At 37.4% G+C, this 24,596-nt stretch carries 22 protein-coding genes and 1 other annotated feature; of the genes, 19 read left to right on the top strand and 3 right to left on the bottom strand.

What is annotated here, in order from left to right; translation table 11 throughout:
• Positions 1 to 121: 121 nt before the first annotated feature.
• The 11 genes from ACODS7_RS20245 to ACODS7_RS20195 all read left to right on the top strand — a co-directional run bounded on the left by ACODS7_RS20245 (position 122) and on the right by ACODS7_RS20195 (position 13,723).
• Positions 122 to 1,015, top strand: coding sequence for a cation diffusion facilitator family transporter (locus tag ACODS7_RS20245; RefSeq protein ID WP_000409746.1), 894 nt, complete (start codon positions 122 to 124; stop codon positions 1,013 to 1,015).
• 101 nt (positions 1,016 to 1,116) lie between these two features.
• Positions 1,117 to 3,456 (top strand): single-stranded-DNA-specific exonuclease RecJ, encoded by a 2,340-nt coding sequence (gene recJ, locus ACODS7_RS20240; RefSeq protein WP_243168813.1) that lies wholly within the window; start codon positions 1,117 to 1,119, stop codon positions 3,454 to 3,456.
• A 47-nt stretch (positions 3,457 to 3,503) separates the two neighbouring features.
• Complete coding sequence (locus ACODS7_RS20235) at positions 3,504 to 4,016, top strand: adenine phosphoribosyltransferase (protein WP_000346217.1); 513 nt, start codon at positions 3,504 to 3,506, stop codon at positions 4,014 to 4,016.
• Between the two features lie 210 nt (positions 4,017 to 4,226).
• Positions 4,227 to 6,410 (top strand): GTP diphosphokinase, encoded by a 2,184-nt coding sequence (gene relA, locus ACODS7_RS20230; RefSeq protein ID WP_016080208.1) that lies wholly within the window; start codon positions 4,227 to 4,229, stop codon positions 6,408 to 6,410.
• A gap of 16 nt (positions 6,411 to 6,426) precedes the next feature.
• On the top strand, positions 6,427 to 6,867 hold the full coding sequence (locus tag ACODS7_RS20225; protein WP_098629351.1) for a D-tyrosyl-tRNA(Tyr) deacylase: 441 nt from the start codon (positions 6,427 to 6,429) through the stop codon (positions 6,865 to 6,867).
• A gap of 311 nt (positions 6,868 to 7,178) precedes the next feature.
• Positions 7,179 to 7,268 carry a hypothetical protein gene (locus tag ACODS7_RS20220; RefSeq protein ID WP_157671263.1) on the top strand — a complete coding sequence of 30 codons (90 nt, stop codon included), beginning with the start codon at positions 7,179 to 7,181 and terminating at the stop codon, positions 7,266 to 7,268.
• Complete coding sequence (locus tag ACODS7_RS20215; protein ID WP_243168814.1) at positions 7,261 to 8,616, top strand: RNA-guided endonuclease TnpB family protein; 1,356 nt, start codon at positions 7,261 to 7,263, stop codon at positions 8,614 to 8,616. Before ACODS7_RS20220 ends, ACODS7_RS20215 begins: the two co-directional genes overlap by 8 nt.
• A gap of 448 nt (positions 8,617 to 9,064) precedes the next feature.
• Positions 9,065 to 9,241 (top strand): hypothetical protein, encoded by a 177-nt coding sequence (locus ACODS7_RS20210; protein WP_001242605.1) that lies wholly within the window; start codon positions 9,065 to 9,067, stop codon positions 9,239 to 9,241.
• Positions 9,242 to 9,295: 54 nt separating this feature from the next.
• Positions 9,296 to 9,526, top strand: a binding site (T-box leader).
• A 69-nt stretch (positions 9,527 to 9,595) separates the two neighbouring features.
• Entirely contained in the window at positions 9,596 to 10,867 is a 1,272-nt protein-coding gene (hisS, locus tag ACODS7_RS20205) for a histidine--tRNA ligase (RefSeq protein ID WP_000027079.1), read from the top strand.
• Positions 10,868 to 10,879: 12 nt separating this feature from the next.
• On the top strand, positions 10,880 to 12,655 hold the full coding sequence (gene aspS / locus ACODS7_RS20200) for an aspartate--tRNA ligase (RefSeq protein WP_000840885.1): 1,776 nt from the start codon (positions 10,880 to 10,882) through the stop codon (positions 12,653 to 12,655).
• 300 nt (positions 12,656 to 12,955) lie between these two features.
• Positions 12,956 to 13,723, top strand: coding sequence for a tRNA threonylcarbamoyladenosine dehydratase (locus ACODS7_RS20195; RefSeq protein ID WP_000903182.1), 768 nt, complete (start codon positions 12,956 to 12,958; stop codon positions 13,721 to 13,723).
• Positions 13,724 to 14,300: 577 nt separating this feature from the next.
• Here the strand turns inward: ACODS7_RS20195 and ACODS7_RS20190 are convergent.
• Both ACODS7_RS20190 and ACODS7_RS20185 read right to left on the bottom strand, forming a co-directional pair.
• Positions 14,301 to 14,942, bottom strand: a complete 642-nt coding sequence (locus ACODS7_RS20190; protein WP_029443348.1) for an RsfA family transcriptional regulator — start codon at positions 14,940 to 14,942, stop codon at positions 14,301 to 14,303.
• A gap of 37 nt (positions 14,943 to 14,979) precedes the next feature.
• Positions 14,980 to 16,266: a replication-associated recombination protein A gene (locus tag ACODS7_RS20185; RefSeq protein ID WP_029443347.1), complete on the bottom strand. Its 1,287-nt coding sequence runs from the start codon at positions 16,264 to 16,266 to the stop codon at positions 14,980 to 14,982.
• Between the two features lie 293 nt (positions 16,267 to 16,559).
• On the opposite strand from ACODS7_RS20185, the gene cymR reads away from it, so the two are divergent.
• From cymR to ACODS7_RS20150, 7 genes are all read left to right on the top strand, one after another.
• Positions 16,560 to 16,976: a cysteine metabolism transcriptional regulator CymR gene (cymR, locus tag ACODS7_RS20180; protein WP_000704116.1), complete on the top strand. Its 417-nt coding sequence runs from the start codon at positions 16,560 to 16,562 to the stop codon at positions 16,974 to 16,976.
• A gap of 35 nt (positions 16,977 to 17,011) precedes the next feature.
• Positions 17,012 to 18,157, top strand: a complete 1,146-nt coding sequence (locus ACODS7_RS20175; RefSeq protein ID WP_016080212.1) for a cysteine desulfurase family protein — start codon at positions 17,012 to 17,014, stop codon at positions 18,155 to 18,157.
• Positions 18,158 to 18,173: 16 nt separating this feature from the next.
• On the top strand, positions 18,174 to 19,289 hold the full coding sequence (mnmA, locus tag ACODS7_RS20170; RefSeq protein ID WP_016080213.1) for a tRNA 2-thiouridine(34) synthase MnmA: 1,116 nt from the start codon (positions 18,174 to 18,176) through the stop codon (positions 19,287 to 19,289).
• A gap of 109 nt (positions 19,290 to 19,398) precedes the next feature.
• Positions 19,399 to 20,058 (top strand): tetratricopeptide repeat protein, encoded by a 660-nt coding sequence (locus ACODS7_RS20165; RefSeq protein WP_000066406.1) that lies wholly within the window; start codon positions 19,399 to 19,401, stop codon positions 20,056 to 20,058.
• A 95-nt stretch (positions 20,059 to 20,153) separates the two neighbouring features.
• The gene (recD2, locus tag ACODS7_RS20160) at positions 20,154 to 22,490 is read left to right on the top strand and encodes an SF1B family DNA helicase RecD2 (RefSeq protein WP_243168815.1); all 2,337 of its coding nucleotides are present in this window, start codon (positions 20,154 to 20,156) and stop codon (positions 22,488 to 22,490) included.
• A gap of 127 nt (positions 22,491 to 22,617) precedes the next feature.
• A complete protein-coding gene (locus tag ACODS7_RS20155) occupies positions 22,618 to 22,806 on the top strand; it encodes a hypothetical protein (RefSeq protein WP_000469281.1) in 189 nt (62 codons plus the stop codon).
• Positions 22,807 to 22,824: 18 nt separating this feature from the next.
• A complete protein-coding gene (locus ACODS7_RS20150) occupies positions 22,825 to 22,953 on the top strand; it encodes a YrzQ family protein (RefSeq protein ID WP_001053553.1) in 129 nt (42 codons plus the stop codon).
• Between the two features lie 46 nt (positions 22,954 to 22,999).
• On the opposite strand, the gene ACODS7_RS20145 is transcribed toward ACODS7_RS20150, so the two are convergent.
• On the bottom strand, positions 23,000 to 23,212 hold the full coding sequence (locus ACODS7_RS20145; protein ID WP_000242539.1) for a hypothetical protein: 213 nt from the start codon (positions 23,210 to 23,212) through the stop codon (positions 23,000 to 23,002).
• Positions 23,213 to 23,388: 176 nt separating this feature from the next.
• Here ACODS7_RS20145 and ACODS7_RS20140 point away from each other — a divergent pair, with 176 nt between their 5' ends.
• Positions 23,389 to 24,456, top strand: coding sequence for an AI-2E family transporter (locus ACODS7_RS20140; RefSeq protein ID WP_016080214.1), 1,068 nt, complete (start codon positions 23,389 to 23,391; stop codon positions 24,454 to 24,456).
• Positions 24,457 to 24,596 lie beyond the last annotated feature (140 nt).

Raw genomic sequence — 24,596 nt, 5'->3', positions numbered from 1 at the left:
TCGTTTGTGGATACAATAAGATAGCAACTTTTTGATGGGAAGAAGATGGAAGAAAGTGGTGGTGTTATCGCTGTTTTTGTTAAAATAAAAAGATAGGTTAAGAAAAGAAGGGATTTTAATTATGGAAAAAGATGAACGTTTTAAACAGGCCGAGTTTGGTGCTATTGTCGGGATCGTTGGTAATATTATATTAGCAATTGTAAAGGCGGTAATTGGTTATATTGGGAACAGTAAAGCACTGTTAGCAGATGCGGTGCATTCTGCATCAGATGTAATTGGTTCGCTAGCTGTACTTTTTGGATTGCGAGCGGCAAAGCAGCCACCTGATGAAGATCATCCGTATGGTCATGGTAAAGCGGAATCGATTTCAGCGATTATTGTTGCGGTATTATTATTTATTGTGGGACTTGAAATCGCGATTTCATCTATAAAAGCTTTTTCGCAAGAACTAGAACCGCCGAAAGGAATTACGATTTTTGCTGTTGTTCTTTCAATCGTCGTGAAAGAAGGAATGTTTCAATATAAATTCCGATTAGGGAAAAGGGTAAATAGTGATGCAATTATTGCAAATGCATATGAGCACCGTTCGGATGTATTTTCTTCAATTGCAGCTTTAATCGGTATTTGTGCAGCTATACTAGGTGGTAAGCTTGGTATAGACTGGCTTGTATATGCTGATCCGATTGCAGGATTAGTTGTTTCACTACTTGTTGTAAAAATGGCATGGAGCATTGGAGCGGAAGCAATTCATGCAACGCTTGACCATGTTCTTCATGAGGAGGATGTTATTCCGCTTAGAGAAGCGGTTCTTCAAGTAGATGGTGTGAAAAAAATTGGTTCTTTATATGCACGGGAGCATGGTCATTATGTTATTGTCGATATTAAAGTGTCTGTAGATCCATACATTACTGTAGAAGAAGGACACCGCATTGGAAAACATGTGAAAGAAATACTTATGAAACAAGATAATGTACAAAATGTATTCGTACATATAAATCCGTATTCTCCAAATTAAACATCATTAACATTTTAGTATGTAGATATTGCATCATAGTTTGCATTATATTGTCACCCCTTAATCTGTCTTGTATAATGAACAGGTTAAGGGGTGATTTCGTGTTACAACCGAAGACGCGTTGGAAAGAAAAAGAATATAATGAAGAGCGAGTGAGTGAATTAGCAAGTAAATTACAGTTATCGCCACTTGTCGTTTCATTATTCCTCGGTAGAGGACTAGATACAGAAGATAAGATTTTAGATTTTTTAAATACAGAAAATCAAGAATTTCATGATCCATTTTTATTAGAAGGAATGGATAGAACGGTAAAACGTGTAAATAAGGCGATTCAAAATGGAGAGCAAATATTAATATTTGGTGATTACGATGCGGACGGAGTAAGTAGTACGACGGTTTTATATCTTGCTCTTCAAGAATTAGGTGCAGAAGTAGAATTTTACATTCCAAATCGTTTTACAGAAGGGTATGGACCGAACGAAGAAGCGTTTCGTTGGGCGCATAGCGCAGGGTTCTCACTGATTATTACTGTCGACACTGGCATCGCAGCAGTACATGAAGCGAATGTAGCGAAAGAGCTTGGAATAGATCTAATTATTACAGATCACCATGAGCCACCGCCAGAATTGCCAGAAGCACTTGCGATTATACATCCGAAATTAGATGGCGGTGTATATCCGTTTCACTATTTAGCTGGTGTAGGTGTTGCGTTTAAAGTTGCGCATGCACTATTAGGCCGTGTACCAGAACATTTATTAGAAATTGCAGTAATCGGTACAGTAGCCGATTTAGTGTCACTTCATGGTGAAAATAGGTTGCTAGTGAAACGCGGTTTAAAACATATGCGTATGACGAAAAATATTGGTTTGAAGGCATTGTTTAAAGTTGCTAACGTTTCGCAAAGTGAAATTACAGAAGAGAGTATTGGCTTCTCAATTGCACCGCGTATTAATGCGGTCGGGCGTTTAGAAGATGCAACGCCGGCTGTACACCTTTTATTATCAGATGATCCTGAGGAAGCGAAAGAGTTGGCCGAAGAAATTGATGAGCTGAACAAACTGCGAAAAGATATTGTAAAGCAAATTACCGAAGAGGCTATCGCTGAAGTTGAAAATAACTTTCCGCCAGAAGAAAACAAAGTATTAGTACTTGCAAAAGAAGGTTGGAATCCAGGTGTAATTGGGATTGTCGCTTCTAAATTAGTTGAACGTTTTTATCGTCCGACTATTGTATTATGCATTGATCCTATAAAAGAAACAGCAAAAGGCTCAGCGCGTAGTATTGCAGGATTTGATTTGTTTGCAAATTTATCAGATTGTAGAGAGTTATTGCCACACTTCGGAGGGCATCCGATGGCAGCTGGGATGACGCTACATATGAATGATGTAGATGAATTACGCCGTCGCTTAAATGAACAAGCAGATGCAATTTTAACAGAAGAAGATTTTATTCCAATTACAGCAGTTGATGTTTTTTGTAAAGTGGAGGATGTAACGCTAGCGGCAATTGAAGATATGCAGAAGTTAGCACCATTTGGTGTTGGAAATCCGAAACCACATATTGCAGTGAAAGATGCAGAGTTAGAAAGTATTCGCGCAATCGGATCAGATGGCTCTCATTTAAAAATGGCTCTTCGTGATGGACAAGCAACACTGGATACAATTGGATTTGGTTTTGGTGCATATGCGAAAGAAATCTCTCCAGTTGCAAAAGTATCTGTAATAGGAGAAGCATCCATCAATGAATGGAACAATTTTAAGAAGCCACAATTAATGGTACAAGATATTTCTGTAGAGGCGTGGCAATTATTTGATTGGCGTAGTATGCGTAATGCAGAAGCAAATTTAGCAGAACTTCCGAAAGAAAAAATAACAATGGTGTATTTTTCTGAAGAGGTATTGAATAAATTTTCTTTAGAGGACTATAAAGAAAAGCTTATGCATGCGTCAGAAGTAACGCATTTGGATGATCAATACATCGTGTTACTCGATTTGCCAAGCGGAACAGATGAATTACGTGAGTTATTTAAAGTAGGATTCCCAGCGCGAATTTATACACTGTTTTATCAAGAAAATAACCATCTATTTAGTACAGTTCCTACGAGAGAACACTTTAAATGGTACTATTCTTTCTTAAGCCAAAAAACACCATTTTCTTTAAGACAATATGGAGAACAACTATGTCGCCATAAAGGCTGGTCAAAAGATACAGTAAATTTCATGACACAGGTGTTTTTTGAGTTAGAATTTGTTACAATAAAAGATGGCGTCATTTTTATGGCAGACAAAAAACAAAAGCGTGATTTAATTGAATCGAACACATATCGTGAGAAAATGAACCACTTACAATTAGAAAAAGAATTGGTTTATAGCACATATCAGCAACTATATACATGGTTTGAAACGATTCGTAATCATAAAGAAGTAGAACAGTTAGGGTAAAGGATTTGTATTTACAAACCTTTTAGATCTGAGGAGGATTCAGAAATATGGATTTCAAGCAACATATCGCAATTGTACCGGATTATCCGAAAGAAGGTATTGTGTTTAAAGACATTACACCTTTAATGAATGACGGTAAAGCATACAAAGCAGCAACAGATGCAATCGTTGAGTACGCAAAAGAAAGAGATATCGATGTTGTAGTAGGACCAGAAGCTCGTGGTTTCATTATCGGTTGCCCAGTTTCTTATGCGTTGGAGGTAGGATTTGCGCCAGTTCGTAAATTAGGAAAATTACCACGTGAAGTAATTACAGTTGATTACGGTAAAGAATATGGAACGGATGTTTTAACAATCCATAAAGATGCAATTAAGCCAGGTCAACGCGTATTAATTACAGATGATCTATTAGCTACAGGTGGAACAATCGAAGCGACAATTAAGTTAGTTGAAGAGCTAGGCGGAGTTGTAGCAGGGATTGCATTCTTAGTAGAGCTTACTTACTTAGATGGTCGTAAAATGTTAGATGGTTACGATGTATTAGTATTAGAAAAATACTAATCACTATATAGGTAAAACTACGGTGATAAAAAGTACCCGTGAATCTCTTGGAGAGGAGCGGGTACTTTTGTATAATTGAACAAAAAATCATGGTGAAATGTCAGTAAAATCTTTTCCTTTTCACAATTCACAATCATTGGGTTATAATGATAGAATATAATTTATTCTATTAAATAAAGATAAAGTCAATTTTCAATAAAAGGTGATTCGATGGCAAATGAGCAGGTACTAACAGCTGAACAGGTACTCGAGAAAGCAAGTCAATATTTAGCGGATGAAGATATTGAGCTAGTGGCACGTGCCTATGAATATGCACGTGATGCGCATAGCGAACAATATAGAAAATCGGGTGAACCGTATATTATTCATCCGATTCAAGTTGCAGGTATTTTAGTTGATTTACACATGGATCCAGCTACGGTATCAGCAGGTTTCTTACATGATGTAGTGGAAGATACAGAGATTACGTTAGAAGATATTGAACGGGAATTTAACAAAGAAATTGCTATGCTTGTTGATGGTGTTACAAAGCTTGGGAAGATTAAATATAAATCTCATGAACAACAACAAGCCGAAAACCATCGCAAAATGTTTATTGCAATGGCTCAAGATATTCGAGTTATTTTAATTAAACTAGCTGATCGTCTTCATAACATGCGTACATTGAAACATTTGCCTCAAGAGAAGCAGCGTCGCATTGCGAATGAAACGTTAGAAATCTTTGCACCTTTAGCACATAGACTCGGAATTAGTACTATTAAATGGGAGCTAGAGGATACGTCACTTCGCTATTTAAATCCACAGCAATATTACCGTATTGTAAATTTAATGAAGCGTAAACGTGCAGAACGTGAAGAATACTTAGACGAAGTAATGACTGGTATTCGTGAGAAATTAAAAGAAGTTGCAATTCAACCTGAGATTTCTGGAAGACCGAAACATATTTATAGTATTTATCGTAAAATGGCACTGCAAAATAAGCAGTTCAATGAAATTTACGATTTATTAGCTGTACGTGTCGTTGTAAATAGTATTAAAGATTGTTATGCGGTGCTTGGAATTATTCATACGTGCTGGAAGCCGATGCCAGGTCGTTTTAAAGATTATATTGCAATGCCAAAAGCAAATCTATATCAATCTCTTCATACGACTGTAATTGGACCGAAAGGTGATCCACTTGAAGTGCAAATTCGTACGAAAGAAATGCACGAAATTGCAGAATTCGGGATCGCGGCACACTGGGCGTACAAAGAAGGAAAAACAGCAGAAACAACAGGTACATTAGAGAAGAAACTCACATGGTTCCGTCAAATATTAGAATGGCAAAATGAAGCTTCTAATGCAGAGGAATTTATGGAGTCATTAAAAATTGATTTATTCTCTGACATGGTATTCGTCTTTACACCGAAAGGCGATGTAATGGAATTACCACTTGGATCGGTTCCGATTGATTTCTCGTATCGTGTCCATTCGGAAATTGGGAATAAAACAATTGGTGCAAAAGTAAACGGTAAAATGGTGACGCTGGATTATAAATTAAAAACAGGCGACATCATTGAAATTTTAACGTCGAAACATTCATATGGACCAAGTCAAGATTGGGTAAAACTTGCTCAAACATCTCATGCGAAAAATAAAATTCGTCAATTCTTTAAGAAACAACGTAGAGACGAAAATATTGAAAAAGGCCGTGAACTTGTTGAAAAGGAAGTACGTGGTCTAGAGTATGAGATGAAAGAAGTATTAGCGCCTGATAACTTAAAACGCGTCGCTGAGAAATTTAACTTTGCAAATGAAGAAGATATGTTTGCAGCAGTTGGGTATAGCGGAATTACAGCTTCGCAAATTGTTACGCGACTAACGGACAAGTTCCGCAAACAACGCGAAGAAGAAGAAATTGTTGAAGTTAAAGAAGTTCGTAAACCGATGAAAATTCGAAAATGGGATTCTGGTGTAAAGGTAAGCGGTGCTGATAATTTATTAATTCGTTTATCGAAATGCTGTAACCCAGTTCCGGGCGATGATATCGTTGGGTATATTACGAAAGGCCGAGGTGTATCGATTCACCGCCGTGATTGTGTAAATGTTCATACAGAAGAAGCTGTAGAACGATTATTAGAAGTAGAGTGGGAAGGTAGCCCTGAAAAAGAAATTGAGTATAACGTTGATATTGAAATTTCAGGTTACGATCGCCGTGGTTTATTAAATGAAGTACTGCAAGCTGTTACGGAGACGAAAACGTACATTTCAGCTGTTTCTGGTAGAAGTGACCGTAATAAGATGGCAACAATTAATATGTCAATCTCGATTCGTAACTTACAACACTTGAAAAAAGTAGTAGAACGCATTAAACGCGTTCCAGAAATTTATGCAGTACGACGCATGATGCATTAATAGGGAGTGTAGAAAGATGAGAGTTGTTTTACAACGATCAAAGGAAGCGTCTGTCACAGTAAATGGTGAGATTGTAGGGCAAATTCCGTTCGGTCTAACATTGCTAGTTGGCATTACGCACGAAGATACAGAAAAAGATGCAACTTACATTGCAGAAAAAATTGTGAACTTACGTATTTTTGAAGATGAGAGCGGAAAGATGAATCATTCTGTACTTGATGTAGAAGGACAAGTTCTATCTATTTCGCAATTTACATTATACGGAGATTGTCGCAAGGGAAGACGTCCAAACTTTATGGATGCTGCGAAACCTGACTATGCAGAGCATTTATACGATTTCTTTAATGAAGAAGTTCGCAAACAAGGATTGTGTGTGGAAACAGGGAAGTTCGGAGCAATGATGGACGTTTCTTTAATCAATGATGGTCCGGTGACCTTAATTGTAGAAAGTAAATAGTGTTGATAAAAAAGAGAGGATTATATAATCCTCTCTTTTTTATACATTTCGGTAATTCATCTTCATCTGATTTGTGTTACGGGTGAAGCCTAACAATTCAAGTGAAGATGAATTGCCGTGAGAAGGTAGGTTGAACCCTTTTTGTTTCGTTCATAACAATTTTTTGATGGCGAATGTTTGTTTCTTTTTGTCTTACGATATAATCTGTTGTAGATAAGGAGGGAATATATCGTAAGACAACGAAATTGGATAATAATCATTATTCGATTACTTGAGCTAAAAGAAATTTCGATGAAGAACATGTTCATATTTTGTTCCGTTTCATTCCAAATATTGATTTGTCAAAAGTAATGAATAATTTTAATGAACTCTCTAAGAAAGGTGGTGAAAACAATGGCTAGAAAGAAAGCAGTGAAAGTATTACGAAAACAAAAGAAAAGAGAAACCATGCAACGATTCACGCAAAAACAGAATATCGGACGGGCTTGCCTCACAGCTAAAGAATTCCGCTTACTGCAACGCATGTCACATAGTTCAAAAGCATTGCGAAATGTTGGATTGTACACAATGAAACAAAGTTATTTGAACCATAATAAAATGGCTACTGTAAAAGAAGTGGATACTGCCATGCAAGCTGATATGAATTACTCGGGCATTCAATCAAACTCTGTTCAGGCCATTCGTAGAGCCTTATATGCAGAAGTGAAAAGCTTTTTTAAAGCATTGGAACAGTGGAAGAGAAAACAAGAAACCTTCACAGGTCGTCCTAAGTTTCCGAATTATTCTCGTTCAACTGACAAACGAATTATTGAGATCTATCAAGTTCCAAAAGTGGATAATAACGGGTATTGGATGATTCCGATGAATGTTGCATTCAGAAAAAAATTCGGTTCCATTAAAATACGTATGCCTAAAAAATTAAGAAATAAAAAAATCTCCTACATTGAAATTGTACCGAAGCAAAAAGGTCGGTTCTTTGAGGTGCATTACACATATGAAATGCACGTTTCTCAAATGAAGAAACCATCCACGACTACTAGTAGCGCTTTGAGTTGCGATTTAGGTGTAGACAGATTAGTAAGTTGCGCAACCAATACAGGTGATGCATTTTTAATTGATGGAAAAAAACTAAAATCCATTAACCAATACTTCAACAAAATGATGCGTAATCTGCAACTGAAAAATATAGAAAATGGACTTTCAAAACGTGTTGTAACGAATAGAATGGCTGCACTTTGGCATAAACGAGAACGACAAATAAATGGTTACATTTCACAAACTGTAGGCCTGTTGTTTAAAAAAGTGAAAGCATGTAACATAGATACGGTTGTCGTAGGGTATAACGCTGGTTGGAAACAAAAATCTGATATGGGAAAAAAGAATAATCAAACATTTGTGCAAATCCCATTTCATAAATTGATTGCAGCGATTGAGAATAAATGTATAAAAGAAGGTATACGATTTTTAAAACAAGAAGAAAGCTATACTTCAAAAGCTAGTTTTCTTAATAAGGATCCGGTTCCTGTTTGGTCTAAGGAAGATAGGACGCATTATCTCTTTAGTGGCAAACGAATCACTCGTGGTCTGTACCAAAGTAAAGCAGGAACGTGTATCCATGCTGATATTAATGGTGCATTGAATACATTGCAAAAATCAAAGGTTGTAGAATTGGATGACAATCTCAAAGTGAAAACGCCGATTCTATTAGAAGTGCAAAAACGTAAGGCTGTTGCTTCGCGCATAGCTTAGTGGGTGCGTCAACCATCCATGTGTACTCGACTTGTCGGGGCTTGTAGCACACGCCGGATTCATCTGAGTGGTGGCTTCTTCCATAAGGAAGAACTGCTCTTTTTCAAAAGGGTGGTGCAAGTGGGAAAACGATAGTTCATTGCCAGTACCAACCAAAAACATACTTGGGGTGTTACCGTAAGGTGGCATGAATTCTAGAGCGTCAAACTGTCTGAAAAGACCTAGATTTCTAACTCAAGCCCTCACTGAAACGTTTTAACCCAGTAGGGGAGTTGACACATTGTTGTATGTTTTGTTCATTTATCCCGCTATTTGTGGACAGTGGCCTCCCACGGATTAAAGGTTCACTTTCTTTGGAATCAATAGCTTCTGCATTTATGTATAACTCTCTCATCAATATGGAACAATAAAAAGTAAAACATCCATATTGAATGTGAGGGATATACGTATGCGTATGAATGAAAAAGGGCATTCTGTTACAAATGGTGCAAATCAACTATTTAACGTGAATTTTCATGATTTTATTTCAAAAGAGCAAAACAATACTTCAATGGAGCTTGCTTCCGAGTTTGGGATTTCTCTTCAAGATGTAAAGCGTTTAAAGAAGCAGATTGAACGTTCTTAGAGCACTTGACAATCCTACTTAACAAACGTATAGTAATTTTATATTTACATATGAATATAACCGTTGATAGAGAAGAGTAAATGAGACACACATGGAAAGAGAAGGAATGTCTTAGGCTGAAAACATTTCTGCATGATGACTGATTGAATGACACTCTAGAGGTTTCAACTTGAACGGCATATATGCTTAGTAGGGATGAACGCATATTTAAGCGTTATTAAAAAAGTGGAAGCATACGTGCTTCAATTAGGGTGGCACCACGGGTATAATACTCTCGTCCCTACTGTTTAAACAGTAGAGGCGGGAGTTTTTTTATTTTTATTAAGATTAAAACAATTTGAGGAGGAACTGAATATGTCTATTCAAATCCCACGCGGAACGCAAGATATTCTTCCAGGCACTGTTGAGTTATGGCAGTATATCGAAGGGCAAGCACGCGAAATTTGCCGTCGTTACAATTATAAAGAAATTCGTACACCAATTTTTGAGCACACTGAGCTATTTTTACGCGGTGTTGGTGATACGACAGATATCGTACAAAAAGAAATGTACTCATTCCAAGATCGTGGAGAGCGCAGTTTAACATTACGTCCAGAAGGTACTGCACCTGTTGTACGTTCTTACGTTGAAAATAAAATGTTTGGTGATGCAACACAACCAACGAAATTATACTATATCGGTCAAATGTTCCGTTATGAAAGACCACAAGCAGGTCGCTATCGTCAATTCGTACAATTCGGTATCGAAGCAATCGGCAGTAATGACCCTGCAATTGATGCAGAAGTAATTGCACTTGCTGTTGAATTTTACCGCGGCATGGGCTTGAAAAATATTAAAGTTGTATTAAACAGTTTAGGTGACGCAGCGAGCCGTCAAGCACACCGTGATGCATTAATCGCACACTTTGAGCCACGTATCGGCGAATTCTGTTCTGACTGTCAATCTCGCTTAGAAAAGAACCCACTTCGAATTTTAGACTGTAAGAAGGACCGTAACCATGAATTAATGGCAACAGCACCATCTATTACAGAATACTTAAACGAAGATTCAGCAGTATACTACGACAAAGTTCAAGAACTATTAACGATGATGGATGTTCCATTTGAAAAAGATCCGAACTTAGTGCGTGGTTTAGACTACTACCAACACACTGTTTTTGAAATTATGAGTGAGGCAGAAGGTTTCGGTGCGATCACTACATTAAGCGGTGGTGGCCGTTATAACGGACTTGTACAAGAAATCGGTGGACCAGAAATGCCAGGTATCGGTTTTGCAATGAGTATTGAACGTTTAATTATGGCGCTAAAAGCTGAAAACATTGAATTACCACTTGAACATAGCATTGATTGTTACGTTGTAGCGCTTGGTGAAAAAGCGAAAGACCATGCTGCAAAAGTTGCGTTCGATCTTCGTAAAGCTGGGTTATCAGTTGAAAAAGATTATTTAGATCGCAAAATGAAAGCACAATTTAAATCAGCAGATCGTCTAAAGGCGAAATTTGTAGCTGTATTAGGAGAAGATGAGCTAGATAAAGGCATCATTAACTTAAAAGATATGGCAACAGGTGAACAAGAAGAAGTAGCGTTAGATGTATTTGCTTCATACGTAGCAGAGAAATTAATATAGGGGGAACTTACAGTGGCTGAAAGAACACATGCATGTGGAAAAGTAACAGTAGAAGCTGTTGGACAAACAGTTCAATTAAAAGGTTGGGTACAAAAACGCCGTGACTTAGGTGGATTAATCTTTATCGATTTACGTGACCGTACAGGTATCGTACAAGTTGTATTTAACCCAGAAACATCAAAAGAAGCGTTAGAAGTAGCAGAAACAATTCGTAGCGAATACGTATTACACATAGAAGGTACAGTTGTTGAACGTGGTGAAGGCGCGATTAATGACAATATGGCAACTGGTCGTATTGAAGTACAAGCAACGAAAGTAAATGTATTAAACGCAGCGAAAACAACGCCAATTATTATTGCTGATGATACAGATGCATCAGAAGATGTGCGTTTAAAATATCGTTATTTAGACTTACGTCGACCTGTAATGTTCAACACATTCAAAATGCGTCATGACGTAACAAAAACAATTCGTAACTTCTTAGATACAGAAGAGTTTTTAGAAGTTGAAACACCAATTTTAACGAAGAGCACACCAGAAGGAGCTCGTGACTATTTAGTACCAAGTCGTGTACATGATGGTGAATTCTATGCATTACCACAGTCACCACAGTTATTTAAACAGCTTCTTATGGTCGGCGGATTTGAGCGTTACTATCAAGTAGCACGTTGTTTCCGTGACGAAGATTTACGTGCAGATCGTCAACCAGAATTCACGCAAATCGATATTGAAGCTTCATTCTTAACACAAGATGAGATTTTAGAAATGATGGAGCGTATGATGACGAAAGTTATGAAGGATGCAAAAGGTGTAGAAGTTAGTGCACCATTCCCTCGTATGAAATATGCTGATGCAATGGCTCGTTACGGTTCTGATAAGCCAGATACACGCTTTGAAATGGAACTAACAGACTTATCTGAGTTTGCAGCAGGTTGTGGCTTTAAAGTGTTTACAAGTGCTGTAGAAAGCGGCGGACAAGTAAAAGCAATTAATGCAAAAGGTGCTGCAAGTAAATACTCTCGTAAAGACATCGATGCATTAACTGAATTCGTGAAAGTATACGGTGCAAAAGGTCTAGCTTGGCTTAAAGTTGAAGAAGACGGCTTAAAAGGACCGATTGCGAAATTCTTTGGTGAAGAAGATGCAAACGTGTTAATGAGTACATTAGAAGCTACTGCTGGCGACCTATTACTATTCGTAGCAGATAAGAAGAGCGTTGTTGCAGATAGCTTAGGCGCACTTCGTTTACGTCTAGGTAAAGAGCTTGAGTTAATTGATGAAAGTAAATTTAACTTCCTATGGGTAACTGATTGGCCACTTCTTGAGTACGATGAAGATGCAGATCGTTACTTCGCAGCTCATCACCCATTCACAATGCCATTCCGTGAAGACGTTGAGCTATTAGAAACAGCGCCAGAAAAAGCGCGTGCACAAGCATATGACCTTGTATTAAACGGTTATGAGCTTGGTGGTGGATCACTTCGTATTTACGAGCGTGACGTACAAGAAAAAATGTTCAAAGCACTTGGATTCTCACAAGAAGAAGCGCAAGAGCAATTCGGGTTCTTATTAGAAGCATTCGAATACGGTACACCACCACACGGCGGAATCGCATTAGGTTTAGATCGTCTTGTTATGTTACTTGCAGGCCGTACGAACCTTCGTGATACAATTGCATTCCCGAAAACAGCAAGCGCAAGCTGCTTATTAACAGAAGCTCCAAGCCCAGTTGCAGAAGCACAGCTTGAAGAGTTAAACTTGAAATTAAGCTTGAAAGAAGAGAAGTAAGAATAGGGTCTAGATGGTTATACTATAACCATCTAGACTTTTTTTGAGGGGAAGTTTAAAAAGTCCGGTGCTCGAGTAGTTAAAGCTACACTGCGCTCCTCCTGGCTAAAGCGTCTCGATCTGCTCGGTTCTTTAAATCCTCTTTTTTAAACGTGTATTTAGGAAGAAGTAAAATTCTGGTCTATGTTTTCATTCTCGAAATATGTATTTTTAGGAATTCTATAACTTTTTCTATACAAATAGTCGGAAAAACGCTAGAATACATGGTAGACCATTTTTGTAATAGGAGTGTAGAGCTGAATGTTACATCAATTTTCACGTAATGAATTAGCCTTCGGTAAAGAAGGACTTGAAATATTAAAAAATAGTACAGTCGGTATTTTAGGAATTGGCGGCGTAGGGTCATTTTCAGCTGAAGCGTTAGCGCGTTCTGGAGTAGGACGTCTCGTATTAGTTGATAAAGACGTTGTAGATATTACAAACGTAAACCGTCAAATTCACGCTTTAGTATCTACTGTAGGACGTTCAAAAGTAGAATTAATGAAAGAGCGTATTGCAGACATTAATCCGGAATGTGAAGTAATTGGACTAGAAATGTTTTATACAGATGAAACATATGAAGAGTTCTTTAAACACGGTTTAGATTTCGTAGTGGATGCATCTGATACGATTACGTTCAAAATCCATTTAATTAAACAATGTTTACGTCGTAAAATTAAAATTATCTCATGTATGGGTGCAGCAAATAAAATGGACCCAACTCGTTTCCGTATTGCGGACATTTCTAAAACACATACAGATCCGATTGCGAAAGTAATTCGTACGAAGCTTCGTAAAGAGGGTATTAAAAAAGGTGTAAAAGTTGTCTTCTCTGACGAAAACCCAATCGTAATTCGTGAAGAAGTACGTAAAGAAATCGTACCAGACGAGAATGCAAAAATTCGTAAAGCGAAATTACCCCCTTCTTCAAATGCATTCGTACCATCTGTGGCAGGCTTAATTATGGCAAGTCACGTTGTACGTGAACGTATTAAAAATGTAGAAGTGAAACGTGTAGGGCAAGAATAAAAGAAAAGCATATATCCATTTTGGATATATGCTTTTTTATATGTATTAAAGAAATATGGATATTTGCATCACTACTAGTTCAAATGTAAGTAAGGTTAGTAAGTAATAATCATATTTATCTGATTTATAGGCGGATGTCTTTTTTAGACTGTTAATGGTGAAAAGAGCTAAAGTCAGGACGAGAAAGCCAAGAGTTATTTTGAAGATTATTAATGAAATAGCAACCATCTCCCTTTAAAGGTATATGTTTATAATAACATTTTAGTAAAAATTATCCAATCTGTTTTAGGAGTTTTCTTGTATGACAGGGAGTAATGTTATTGTAAATCTTTGTCATTAAATCGATCTCCTTTATTGAATCGTTGATATATTGCAAGTTGTGATAGATATATTTGAAAAATCGTTGATATATTGCAAGTTGTGATAGATATATTCGAAAAACCGTTGATATATTGCAAGTTACGATAGATATATTCGAAAAATCGTTGATATAAATTCATTTACCAACATGTATATATATGGTTCGCCGAAAACAAACAAGGATGTCACTTAGTTAAAAAAGTGACATCCTTGTTTGTTAATTCTCTGCAGAATATATAATATCTAAATTTCCATTTTGATCTGTCTTGAAAATGGGAGCAATCTGTTCTTCTTGTTCTTCAACCGAAACAAGTTTTCGAGCGCGATCCATAATTCGAACAAGCATCGCGTAATCTTCTTCGATTGCTTGTTGTTTTTTTGTTAGTACCGCTAATTTTGTTTCAAGTTCATGATTTGTTTTTTGCAGAGAAATGAGCTGAGCTTGTAATACATCATTTTCAGTTTGCAACTTTGCAAGTGAAGGATTTTTATGTTCTAAATTTTGTAAAAATGAGATGACATTTTGCATTGTAAGATCTTGTTTACTTGGCGTAATATCTTCTGAAAAATCGGCGTCAATTACGAGTTGCTTCGTTTTTGTGAACCGATCTTTTTCTATATTAGCTTCAGAACGTTTTAATTCTTTACGTTGTTTTTTTGCAAGCTGCACCGCATCTTCGTAATTCGGTCTTACTTCAGCATTCCATCTAAAACCACAAGCTGCGGAAGTGCGGTTTAAAGCGTCGCCGACTTCATCAAACGCTTTTATTTGTGTACTTCCGCTGCGAATATGTCGCAAAACAGTTTCTGCTAAAAGGAGATCATCTTCTTTTGTCCATGCATCTTGACGTGTTTTCATAAGCGAAGCCTCCATAATGGTGACGTTTTCGTTTATGTTACCCTTTATTTTTCGTTTTATTCGAAGTTTGTAATCTTTCATAAACGGTAGAAAGTGCTTGCTCAAATTTTCCTGTCGTTTTTGGTTTATAATATTGCTTGTTTTTTATTTTATCAGGTAAGTATTGTTGCCTTACCCAGCCGTTTGGATGGTCGTGTGGATATAAATATCCAATGCCTCTTCCGAGTGATTCTGCGCCTTTGTAATGACTATCTTTTAAATGGCTTGGAATGTCACCTGTTTGACCGTTGCGTAAATCGTGTAATGCAGCATCAAGTGCTTTATAAGCTGAATTTGATTTTGGTGATAAGCATAGCTCTATAACGGCATTTGCAAGTGGGATGCGTGCTTCTGGGAATCCAACTCGTTCAGCTGATTCAATTGCAGCTAGTGTACGCGGTCCAGCTTGTGGGCTAGCAAGTCCAATATCTTCATAAGCCATAATAAGAAGGCGTCTGCCAATACTTTGTAAATCCCCTGCTTCAATAAGGCGTGCTAAATAATGGAGCGCTGCATTTACATCACTTCCGCGCACTGATTTTTGAAATGCTGATAATACGTCATAATGAGCATCGCCGCCTTTGTCGTGAACGAAGCTCTTCTTTTGTAAGCATTCTTCTGCAATCTCGAGTGTAATTTCAGTCGCTTGATCGTCTGTAGTAAAGCTAGATAATACAGCAAGTTCAAGTGCGTTATAAGCGGAACGCATATCACCACCAGAGGCGTTTGCAAAATGATGTAGTGCTTCATCTGTTACCGTTACAGCATATTCTCCAAGGCCTTTTTCTTTATCTTCTAAAGCTCTTTTTAACCCAATTAAAATATCATCTTCTGTTAGTGCGTGTAATTCGAAAATTTGACACCTGCTTCGAATAGCGGAGTTTATTGCATGGAATGGATTACTTGTCGTTGCACCAATTAAAGTAAGAAGTCCGCTTTCTAAGTGAGGTAATAGAAAGTCTTGCTTTGCTTTATCTAGACGGTGAACTTCATCTAAAATTAAAACGAGGTGTCGATGCATCTTTGCTTCTTGTACGACAACTTCCATATCTTTTTTATTGTGAGTAACAGCGTTTAATAGACGAAACGGGGTACCGGTACTTCCTGCAATTGCACTGGCAATGGATGTTTTTCCTGTACCTGGAGGACCGTATAAAATCATAGATTGAAAATGATTTGCTTGGACCATTCGCCATAAAATCTTTCCTTCACCAACTAAATGCTGTTGCCCAATAATTTCTTGAATATTTGTAGGGCGCATTCGATGTGCGAGTGGTTGTTTCATTTAGACCGTCTCCCTTAATATATAATCTCGTTCTATCGTATCATTTTTTTCTACGGAATTTGAAATAGGATGCTGTTTTATGGGAAAAATGAAGATAAATATTTTCATTTTTCTTTCAATTGTAATAATTTCCGAGTTTTTCAATGTGATTTTATGTTATCATTTTGATACACAAGTTGAAATTTCTTATAATACTATATTATGCTATAATTTCATAGGATTTTAAATTGTGTTCTTTTTATAAATAAGATATAACCAATAGAAGTGAAAATTTGAAAAGAGGTGCAAAATAGATGAAGATTTCAACAAAAGGCCGCTATGGCTTAACAATTATGATTGATCTTGCAAAAAAGTTTGGTGAAGGTCCAATTTCATTAAAATCAATTGCGCAGGCGCATGACTTATCCGAGCATTACTTAGAGCAATTAATTTCACCACTTCGTAACGCTCGTCTTGTAAAGAGTACGCGCGGGGCATATGGCGGATATGTATTATCTGATCAACCGGCTAACATTACAGCTGGGGATGTAATCCGTGTATTAGAGGGACCAATTAGTGTTGTAGAAATGATAGAAGAAGAAGAGCCAGCACAGCGCCAGTTATGGATGCGTGTTCGTGATGCGGTGCAAGAAGTGTTAGATAGTACAACGTTAGAAGATTTAGTACGTTATGAGGAAGAAAATCACGGGGGCTATATGTTTTACATTTAATTCCTTGTGAAACGATTTGGAAAGAAGGAGATTTAATGGAACGCATATACTTAGATCATGCTGCGACATCTCCGACTCACCCAGAAGTGGTCGAAAAGATGATTCCATATATGACAGAAATATTCGGGAACCCGTCTAGTATTCACTTTTATGGACGTCAAACTCGTCACACAGTAGATGAGGCGAGACGAGTGTGTGCACGCAGCATTCATGCGAATCCGAATGAAATTATATTTACGAGCGGTGGTACAGAAGCTGATAATTTAGCGCTTATAGGTGTAGCACGTGCGAACCGTCATAAAGGTAACCACATTATAACGACGCAAATTGAACATCATGCGATTTTGCATACGTGCGAATTGTTAGAGCGTGAAGGGTTTGAAGTGACATATTTACCTGTCGATGAAACAGGACGCATTCAAGTTACTGACATACAAAAGGCATTAACTGAAGAGACGATTCTTGTATCTATTATGTTTGGGAATAATGAAGTAGGGACAATGCAACCAATTGTGGAAATAGGAAAGCTGCTAAAAGAGCATCAAGCTTATTTCCATACAGATGCGGTACAAGCTTACGGTTTAGTAGAAATTGACGTGAAAGAGTTTGGTATTGATTTATTATCAATTTCAGCTCATAAAATTAATGGGCCAAAAGGTGTAGGGTTCTTATACGCTGGTGCAAATGTGAAATTTGAGCCGTTATTAATAGGCGGAGAGCAAGAAAGAAAACGCCGTGCTGGTACGGAAAATGTGCCTAGTATTGCTGGGCTTCAGCATGCAATTCTTATAGCTGAAAAAACTCGTGAGCAAAAAAATGCCCAATATGAAGAGTTTAAAGATATAATGGTATCTGTCTTCAAAAATGAAGGCATTACTTTCGAGGTAAACGGAAACTTAGAACATCGCTTACCGCATGTGCTTAATGTAAGTTTTACAGGAATGAACATTGAACCGTTTCTTGTGAACTTAGACCTAGCTGGCATTGCAGTATCAAGTGGTTCTGCTTGTACAGCTGGTTCGATTGATCCATCACATGTATTAGTAGCGATGTTTGGAAAAGACTCCGATCAAATACGTTCATCCGTACGCTTTAGTTTTGGACTTGGAAATACGAAAGAGCAAATTGAAAAAGCGGCGTACGAAACAGTGAAAATCGTGAAGCGATTAACACAAAATTAGCATGGGAGGTGACATGATGAACAAACTACCTCAAGAAACACGCGTTGTCATCGGAATGTCCGGTGGCGTCGATTCATCTGTAGCAGCACTTTTATTAAAAGAGCAAGGTTATGATGTAATCGGAATTTTTATGAAAAACTGGGATGATACAGATGAGAATGGTGTCTGCACAGCAACAGAAGATTACAATGATGTAATTGAAGTGTGTAACCAAATTGGTATTCCGTATTATGCAGTAAACTTTGAAAAACAATACTGGGATAAAGTATTTACTTACTTCTTAGATGAGTACCGAGCTGGTCGTACACCAAACCCAGATGTAATGTGTAATAAAGAAATTAAATTTAAAGCATTTTTAGAGCATGCAATTGCGCTTGGTGCCGATTATGTAGCAACAGGCCATTATGCACGCGTTGCTTATATGGACGGCGAATATAAAATGCTTCGCGGCGTTGATGACAATAAAGATCAAACATACTTCTTAAATCAATTAAGCCAAGAGCAATTATCAAAAACAATGTTCCCGTTAGGTGAATTAAAGAAACCGCAAATTCGTGAAATGGCGAAAGAAGCTGGCTTAGCGACAGCGGCGAAGAAAGATAGTACAGGTATTTGCTTCATTGGTGAGCGTAACTTTAAAGATTTCTTAAGTAACTACTTACCAGCACAACCAGGTGTAATGCAAACATTATCTGGTGAAGTGAAAGGAAAGCATGACGGTTTAATGTACTATACAATTGGACAACGTCATGGCCTTGGAATTGGTGGTAACGGTGATCCTTGGTTTGCTGTTGGGAAAAACTTGAAAGAAAACATTTTATATGTTGATCAAGGATTCCATAACGAACTTCTATATGGTGATGAAGTTATTGCTACGAATGTAGGATGGGTAAGTAACAAAGCAAAAGAAACAGAATTTAAGTGCACGGCGAAATTCCGTTATCGTCAAGAAGACAATAAAGTAACGGTTCAAATCGTTGATGAAAATACAGTTCGTATTCTTTGTGATGAGCCAATTCGTGCAATTACACCAGGACAAGCGGTTGTGTTCTATGATGGAGATGAGTGCTTAGGCGGTGCTACAATTGATGAAGTATACCGTAGTGGTAAGAAATTGGATTATTTAGGATAAATGAGAAGCCTCTGCCGATTAGCGGTTAGAGGTTTCTTTTACATAAAGCGAATTTTCGTTCGCTTGGAAAATACATTCTTTGTTATAATTTGTTGTAGAGGTGAAGGACATGTCAAACAAACTTGAAACAGGTATTCAATATATGCAAGAAGGAAACTGGGAAGAAGCAGCTAAAAATTTTACAGAAGCAATTGAAGAGAATCCGAAAGATGCGCTTGGATACATTAATTTTGCAAATTTATTAGACGTATTAGGTGATAGCGAGCGAGCGATTTTATTTTATAAACGTGCATTAGAGTTAGATGATAAATCTGCAGCTGCTTATTATGGCTTAGGAAACGTATATTATGGCCAAGAGCAATTTACTGAGGCGAAAGCTGTATTCGAACAAGCCATGCAAGCTGGATTACAATCAGCTGATGTAACATTTATGTTAGGTATTACACATGTACAGCTTGGAAATGATCGTCTTGCACTACCATTCTTACAAAGAGCAACAGAATTAGATGAAAACGATGTAGAAGCTGTATTCCAGTGCGGACTTTGCTTTGCACGACTAGAACATATTCAAGAGGCGAAACCTTATTTTGAAAAGGTATTAGAAATGGATGAAGAGCATGCAGATGCGTATTACAATTTAGGTGTTGCTTACGTATTTGAAGAAAATAACGAGAAAGCTCTCGCTTTATTTAAGAAAGCAACTGAAATTCAGCCAGATCACTTTTTAGCTGGTAATGGCGTTCGTTTATTAGAGCAAGAAGCTGAATAAGATAAAAATATAGTTTAATGGGTAGTTATCCCTCATCTAAAAAGGTGGGGGATGTACTGCTCATTAAAGTGAAAATATCGGAAAGGAGAGGAAAGATGGGAAATCAACATGCAATGGATTTGTTTGAGGAAGAGAAAAAATTTATAAAAGCGCAAGTTCTTCATACCATTTTCCACAACGAAGAAAACCTCTATTCCGTTGTCAGTATGAAAGTCATTGAAACGAATGAAACGTATGACGAAAAGAAAGTAATGATAAACGGTCATTTTCCCCGCATGCATGAAGATGAAGTGTTTACATTGACAGGTCACTTTAAGGACCATCCAAAGTATGGAAAACAATATATGGTTGAAACATTTAAAAAAGAATTGCCGCAAACAAAAGCAGGTATGGTGCAATATTTAGCGAGTGATTTATTTAAAGGGATAGGAAAGCGTACAGCGGAAAAAATTGTGGATCATCTCGGGGAACATGCTATTTCTAAAATTATGGATGACGCTGAGGCGTTAAATGGTGTTGTTAACAAACAAAAGGCTCAGGAAATATATGAGACAATTGTTGAACATCAAGGATTAGAGAAAGTAATGAGCTTTTTAAATGGTTACGGTTTTGGAACGAAACTTTCTATTAAGATTTACCAGCAATATAAAGAGATGACATTAGAAGTGATTCGTAATAATCCGTATCAACTTATTGAAGAAGTGGACGGGATTGGTTTTGGACGAGCGGATGATATAGGGCGTGCGTTAGGAATATCGGGTAATCACGACGACCGTGTACGAGCGGGATGTTTTTACACATTAGAGAATGTCTCATTGCAACTTGGTCACGTTTATATGAGGAAAGATCAACTTGTAAGAGAAACGATGTCACTTTTAAACAATCAAGAAGGAAGAGTGACTGAGGAAGATATTATAGGTTGTATTGAAACGATGCAAAGTGAAGGGAAAGTCATCATAGAAGAAGAACGAGTGTATTTAGCAACTTTATTCTACTCTGAAAAAGGTGTTGTAAAGTCTATTCGTCGATTGATGAATCAAGAGGAAACACCTTCATTTCCTGAAGCAGAAGTGTTAAAAACATTAGGTGAAATTGAAGAACAGTTGAATGTACAATATGCACCGTTTCAGCAAGAAGCGATTCAAACGGCACTTCATAAACCGATGATGTTATTAACAGGTGGACCAGGAACAGGGAAAACAACAGTTATTAAAGGAATTGTTGAAATGTACGCGTCTCTTCACGGATTATCGTTAAATCCTAATGAATACAGTGATGATAATCCATTTCCAATACTATTAACAGCTCCAACAGGAAGAGCAGCGAAGCGGATGAGTGAATCGACAGGACTTCCAGCTTGCACAATTCACCGTTTACTTGGCTGGACGCCAGAAGGATCTTTCCAGCGTAATGAAACGGATCCTGTCCAAGGTAAGCTCCTTATTATCGATGAATTTTCAATGGTTGATATTTGGCTTGCAAATCAGCTATTTAAGTCGCTGCCGACGAATATTCAAGTTATCGTTGTAGGTGATGAAGATCAGTTGCCATCTGTAGGACCTGGACAAGTATTAAAAGATTTATTAAATGCAGGCGCAGTTCCGACAGTGAAGCTTACTGAAATTTATCGTCAAGCAGAAGGCTCATCTGTTATTCAACTTGCCCATGCGATCAAAGACGGCACACTCCCGCCAGATTTAGCGCAAAATAAAAAAGATCGTTCGTTTATTAGCTGTACAGGGGCTCAAATTGTTGAGGTTGTGAAAAAAGTTTGCGAAAATGCTAAAACAAAAGGCTTTAGTGCAAGGGATGTCCAAGTATTAGCACCGATGTACCGCGGGCCTGCTGGTATTAATGTATTAAACGAAGCGCTGCAACAAGTATTTAACCCGAAAAGGGAAAAGAGTAAAGAAATCCAGTACGGTGATGTTGTATACCGAAGAGGCGATAAAGTATTGCAACTCGTTAATCAGCCGGAGAGCCAAGTGTTTAATGGTGATATCGGAGAAGTTGTTTCGGTGTTTTATGCGAAAGAAAACGTTGAGCAACAAGATATGATTATTGTTTCATTTGATGGAATTGAGGTAACGTATACAAAGCCGGATTTAAATCAAATTACGCATGCATATTGTTGTTCCATTCACAAATCACAAGGTAGTGAATTTCCGATTGTTATTATGCCGATTGTTAAAAGTTACAACCGTATGTTACGCCGTAATTTAATTTACACGGGCATTACAAGAAGTAAGAAGTTCCTTATTATTTGCGGGGAGGAAGTAGCTTTCCAATCTGGTGTAAATCGCCTTGATGATGCAATGCGCCAAACAACTTTAGCTAGTCGCTTGCAGGAATCACAAGGAGAAGTACAGATGGTCACAGTTAATGGCGAGGAAATGGACGTGGAAAACATTTCACCGTATGATTTCATGTAACAAGGTGAAATTATATAGTGAAACTTTCAAACGCATAGCGTTGAAAGGCTCCAGCAATGTATAAATGAATGCGGTTTGGACATAATGGCGAATAGAATCTGGGAGACTGTAAGGAGATGAAAGCCATATGTTCATTTGTCCAAATTGCAAAGGGAAAGACATTGGGAAAATAGGTGTCAACCAATTTTATTGCTGGAATTGTTATATCGAATTATCGGTTTCAAAGGGGAAAATCCATACGCATCAAGTTGAGGAAGATGGTTCATTAAGCTCTCTTGATGATTTATTTGATGAGAATGAAAGAACGATCGGATAACGAAAAGGGGGATTTACTTTGAATCTACGCAATTCATTAATCGCATTAGGTGTTGGAGCTGCAGCATATCAATATGCTCGTAAGCAAGATGTATTTTCAAAACGCAATATGAAAAAAGCACGTAAGATGATTAAGTCTTACTTATAATCATTTCGATAAAGTGAAAAACTCCCTTATAGACGAGGGAGTTTTTTTATGCACTCATATGCAAATAAAAAAGTCCGATTTCTGAGAAAAGATAGGATAGACCGTAGCAGCCAACGCCAAGTATTCCATACTGCCATAATTGCTTCGCTTTTTCTTTACGTGAGGAACGAATAAAGAACCCCTTCCAAATACCAAAGCCGATACAAATCCATTCAAGAATCATAAAAAGTGCTGATAATCCAAGCATAAACAAAACCATAATTATCCCTCCTGATTACATTATTTCATGCTGTATTCTCAGGGGTGGTTGTCCTTGTTATGTTATTTATATGTACGTCTTTAAAAAACAGTATGGTCCGTATGAAAAGATTTTAAAAGTTTCACACATAACCTAACCCATTTATTTTCAAAATAAAGGTGGAGGAGGTTTTTCATGTGAAGAATCTTAAAATCATTTGGATATATCGTTTAGGATTATTGTTACTTGTTTTTCTTTGTTTGCTCGTCTTTTTAAAAATTAAGCCACTATGGGCACCGATTATTTTTGTATTTAAAGTAGCAATTACGCCGTTTCTTATCGCTTGTTTTATTGCGTATTTATTGCACCCTTTAATTGAAAAAATCCATAAGGAAGGAATGCCACGCACACTTGCTATTTTGCTCATTTACATTCTTTTCTTTGGCGGAATTGGTTATGGGATTTATAAAGGAACGCCAGTCGTTATTAAACAGTTACAAGAGATTAATGAACAATTTCCGCAGTTTACAAAGATGTACGATTCGTGGATGGATGGTGTTACAGAACAAACAGCGAATTTCCCGTCGTTTATTCATGAAAAGGTGAAACAAATTTTTGGTGGTGTAGAAACGAAGATTCAAGCACTTTTAAATAAAGTGATGAGTACAGCGCGTGGTGTACTCGATTCATTGCTCATTATTTTCTTAATACCGTTCATTGTATTTTACATATTAAAAGATTATGGTGAGTTTTATCATATCTTTTGGAAAGTAGTCCCAAGTAAATGGCGAGGTACGGGGCAAATGCTTGCAAAAGAAATTGATAAGTCACTTGGAAGTTATATTCGAGGGCAGTTATTTGTTTGCTTAGTATTAGGGAGCGTATCAGCTCTTTCTTTTTGGTTTATCGGTATGAAGTATCCATTATTGCTTGGTATTATTATTGGGGTAACGGATATAATCCCATACTTTGGTCCTATTTTAGGAGCAATCCCGACGTTAATGATTGCAGCAACGGTATCAACGAGTTTACTTATTAAGGCGGGGATTACGATTGCTATTTTGCAATTTGTGGAAAGTAACATTTTATCGCCTTACATTGTTGGTAAGTCACTTCGTATGCATCCTGTTATTATTATGCTTGCATTACTAGTTGGGGGGGAAGTAGCTGGTATTGTAGGATTACTAATATCGGTTCCGATTTTAGCAGTTATTCGTACTGTCATTGTTCATGTGAGACCTCTCTTGAAAAAAGAAGATGTGTAAGTATAGAAGCCCTCTATGTAAGAAATGGAGGGCTAATCATATATTTATTTAGAAAGCTGCTCGTGTATCTTTTGGACGAGGGAGCTCACACATGCCCATCAACTTAAGGATAGACACAATATTAACTTTTGTTCATTTGA

The sequence above is a fragment of the Bacillus sp. FG16 genome, assembly GCF_057809515.1.
The sequence above is the reverse complement of the archived record's forward strand: the minus strand, read 5'-3'. Positions and strand labels throughout refer to the sequence as shown.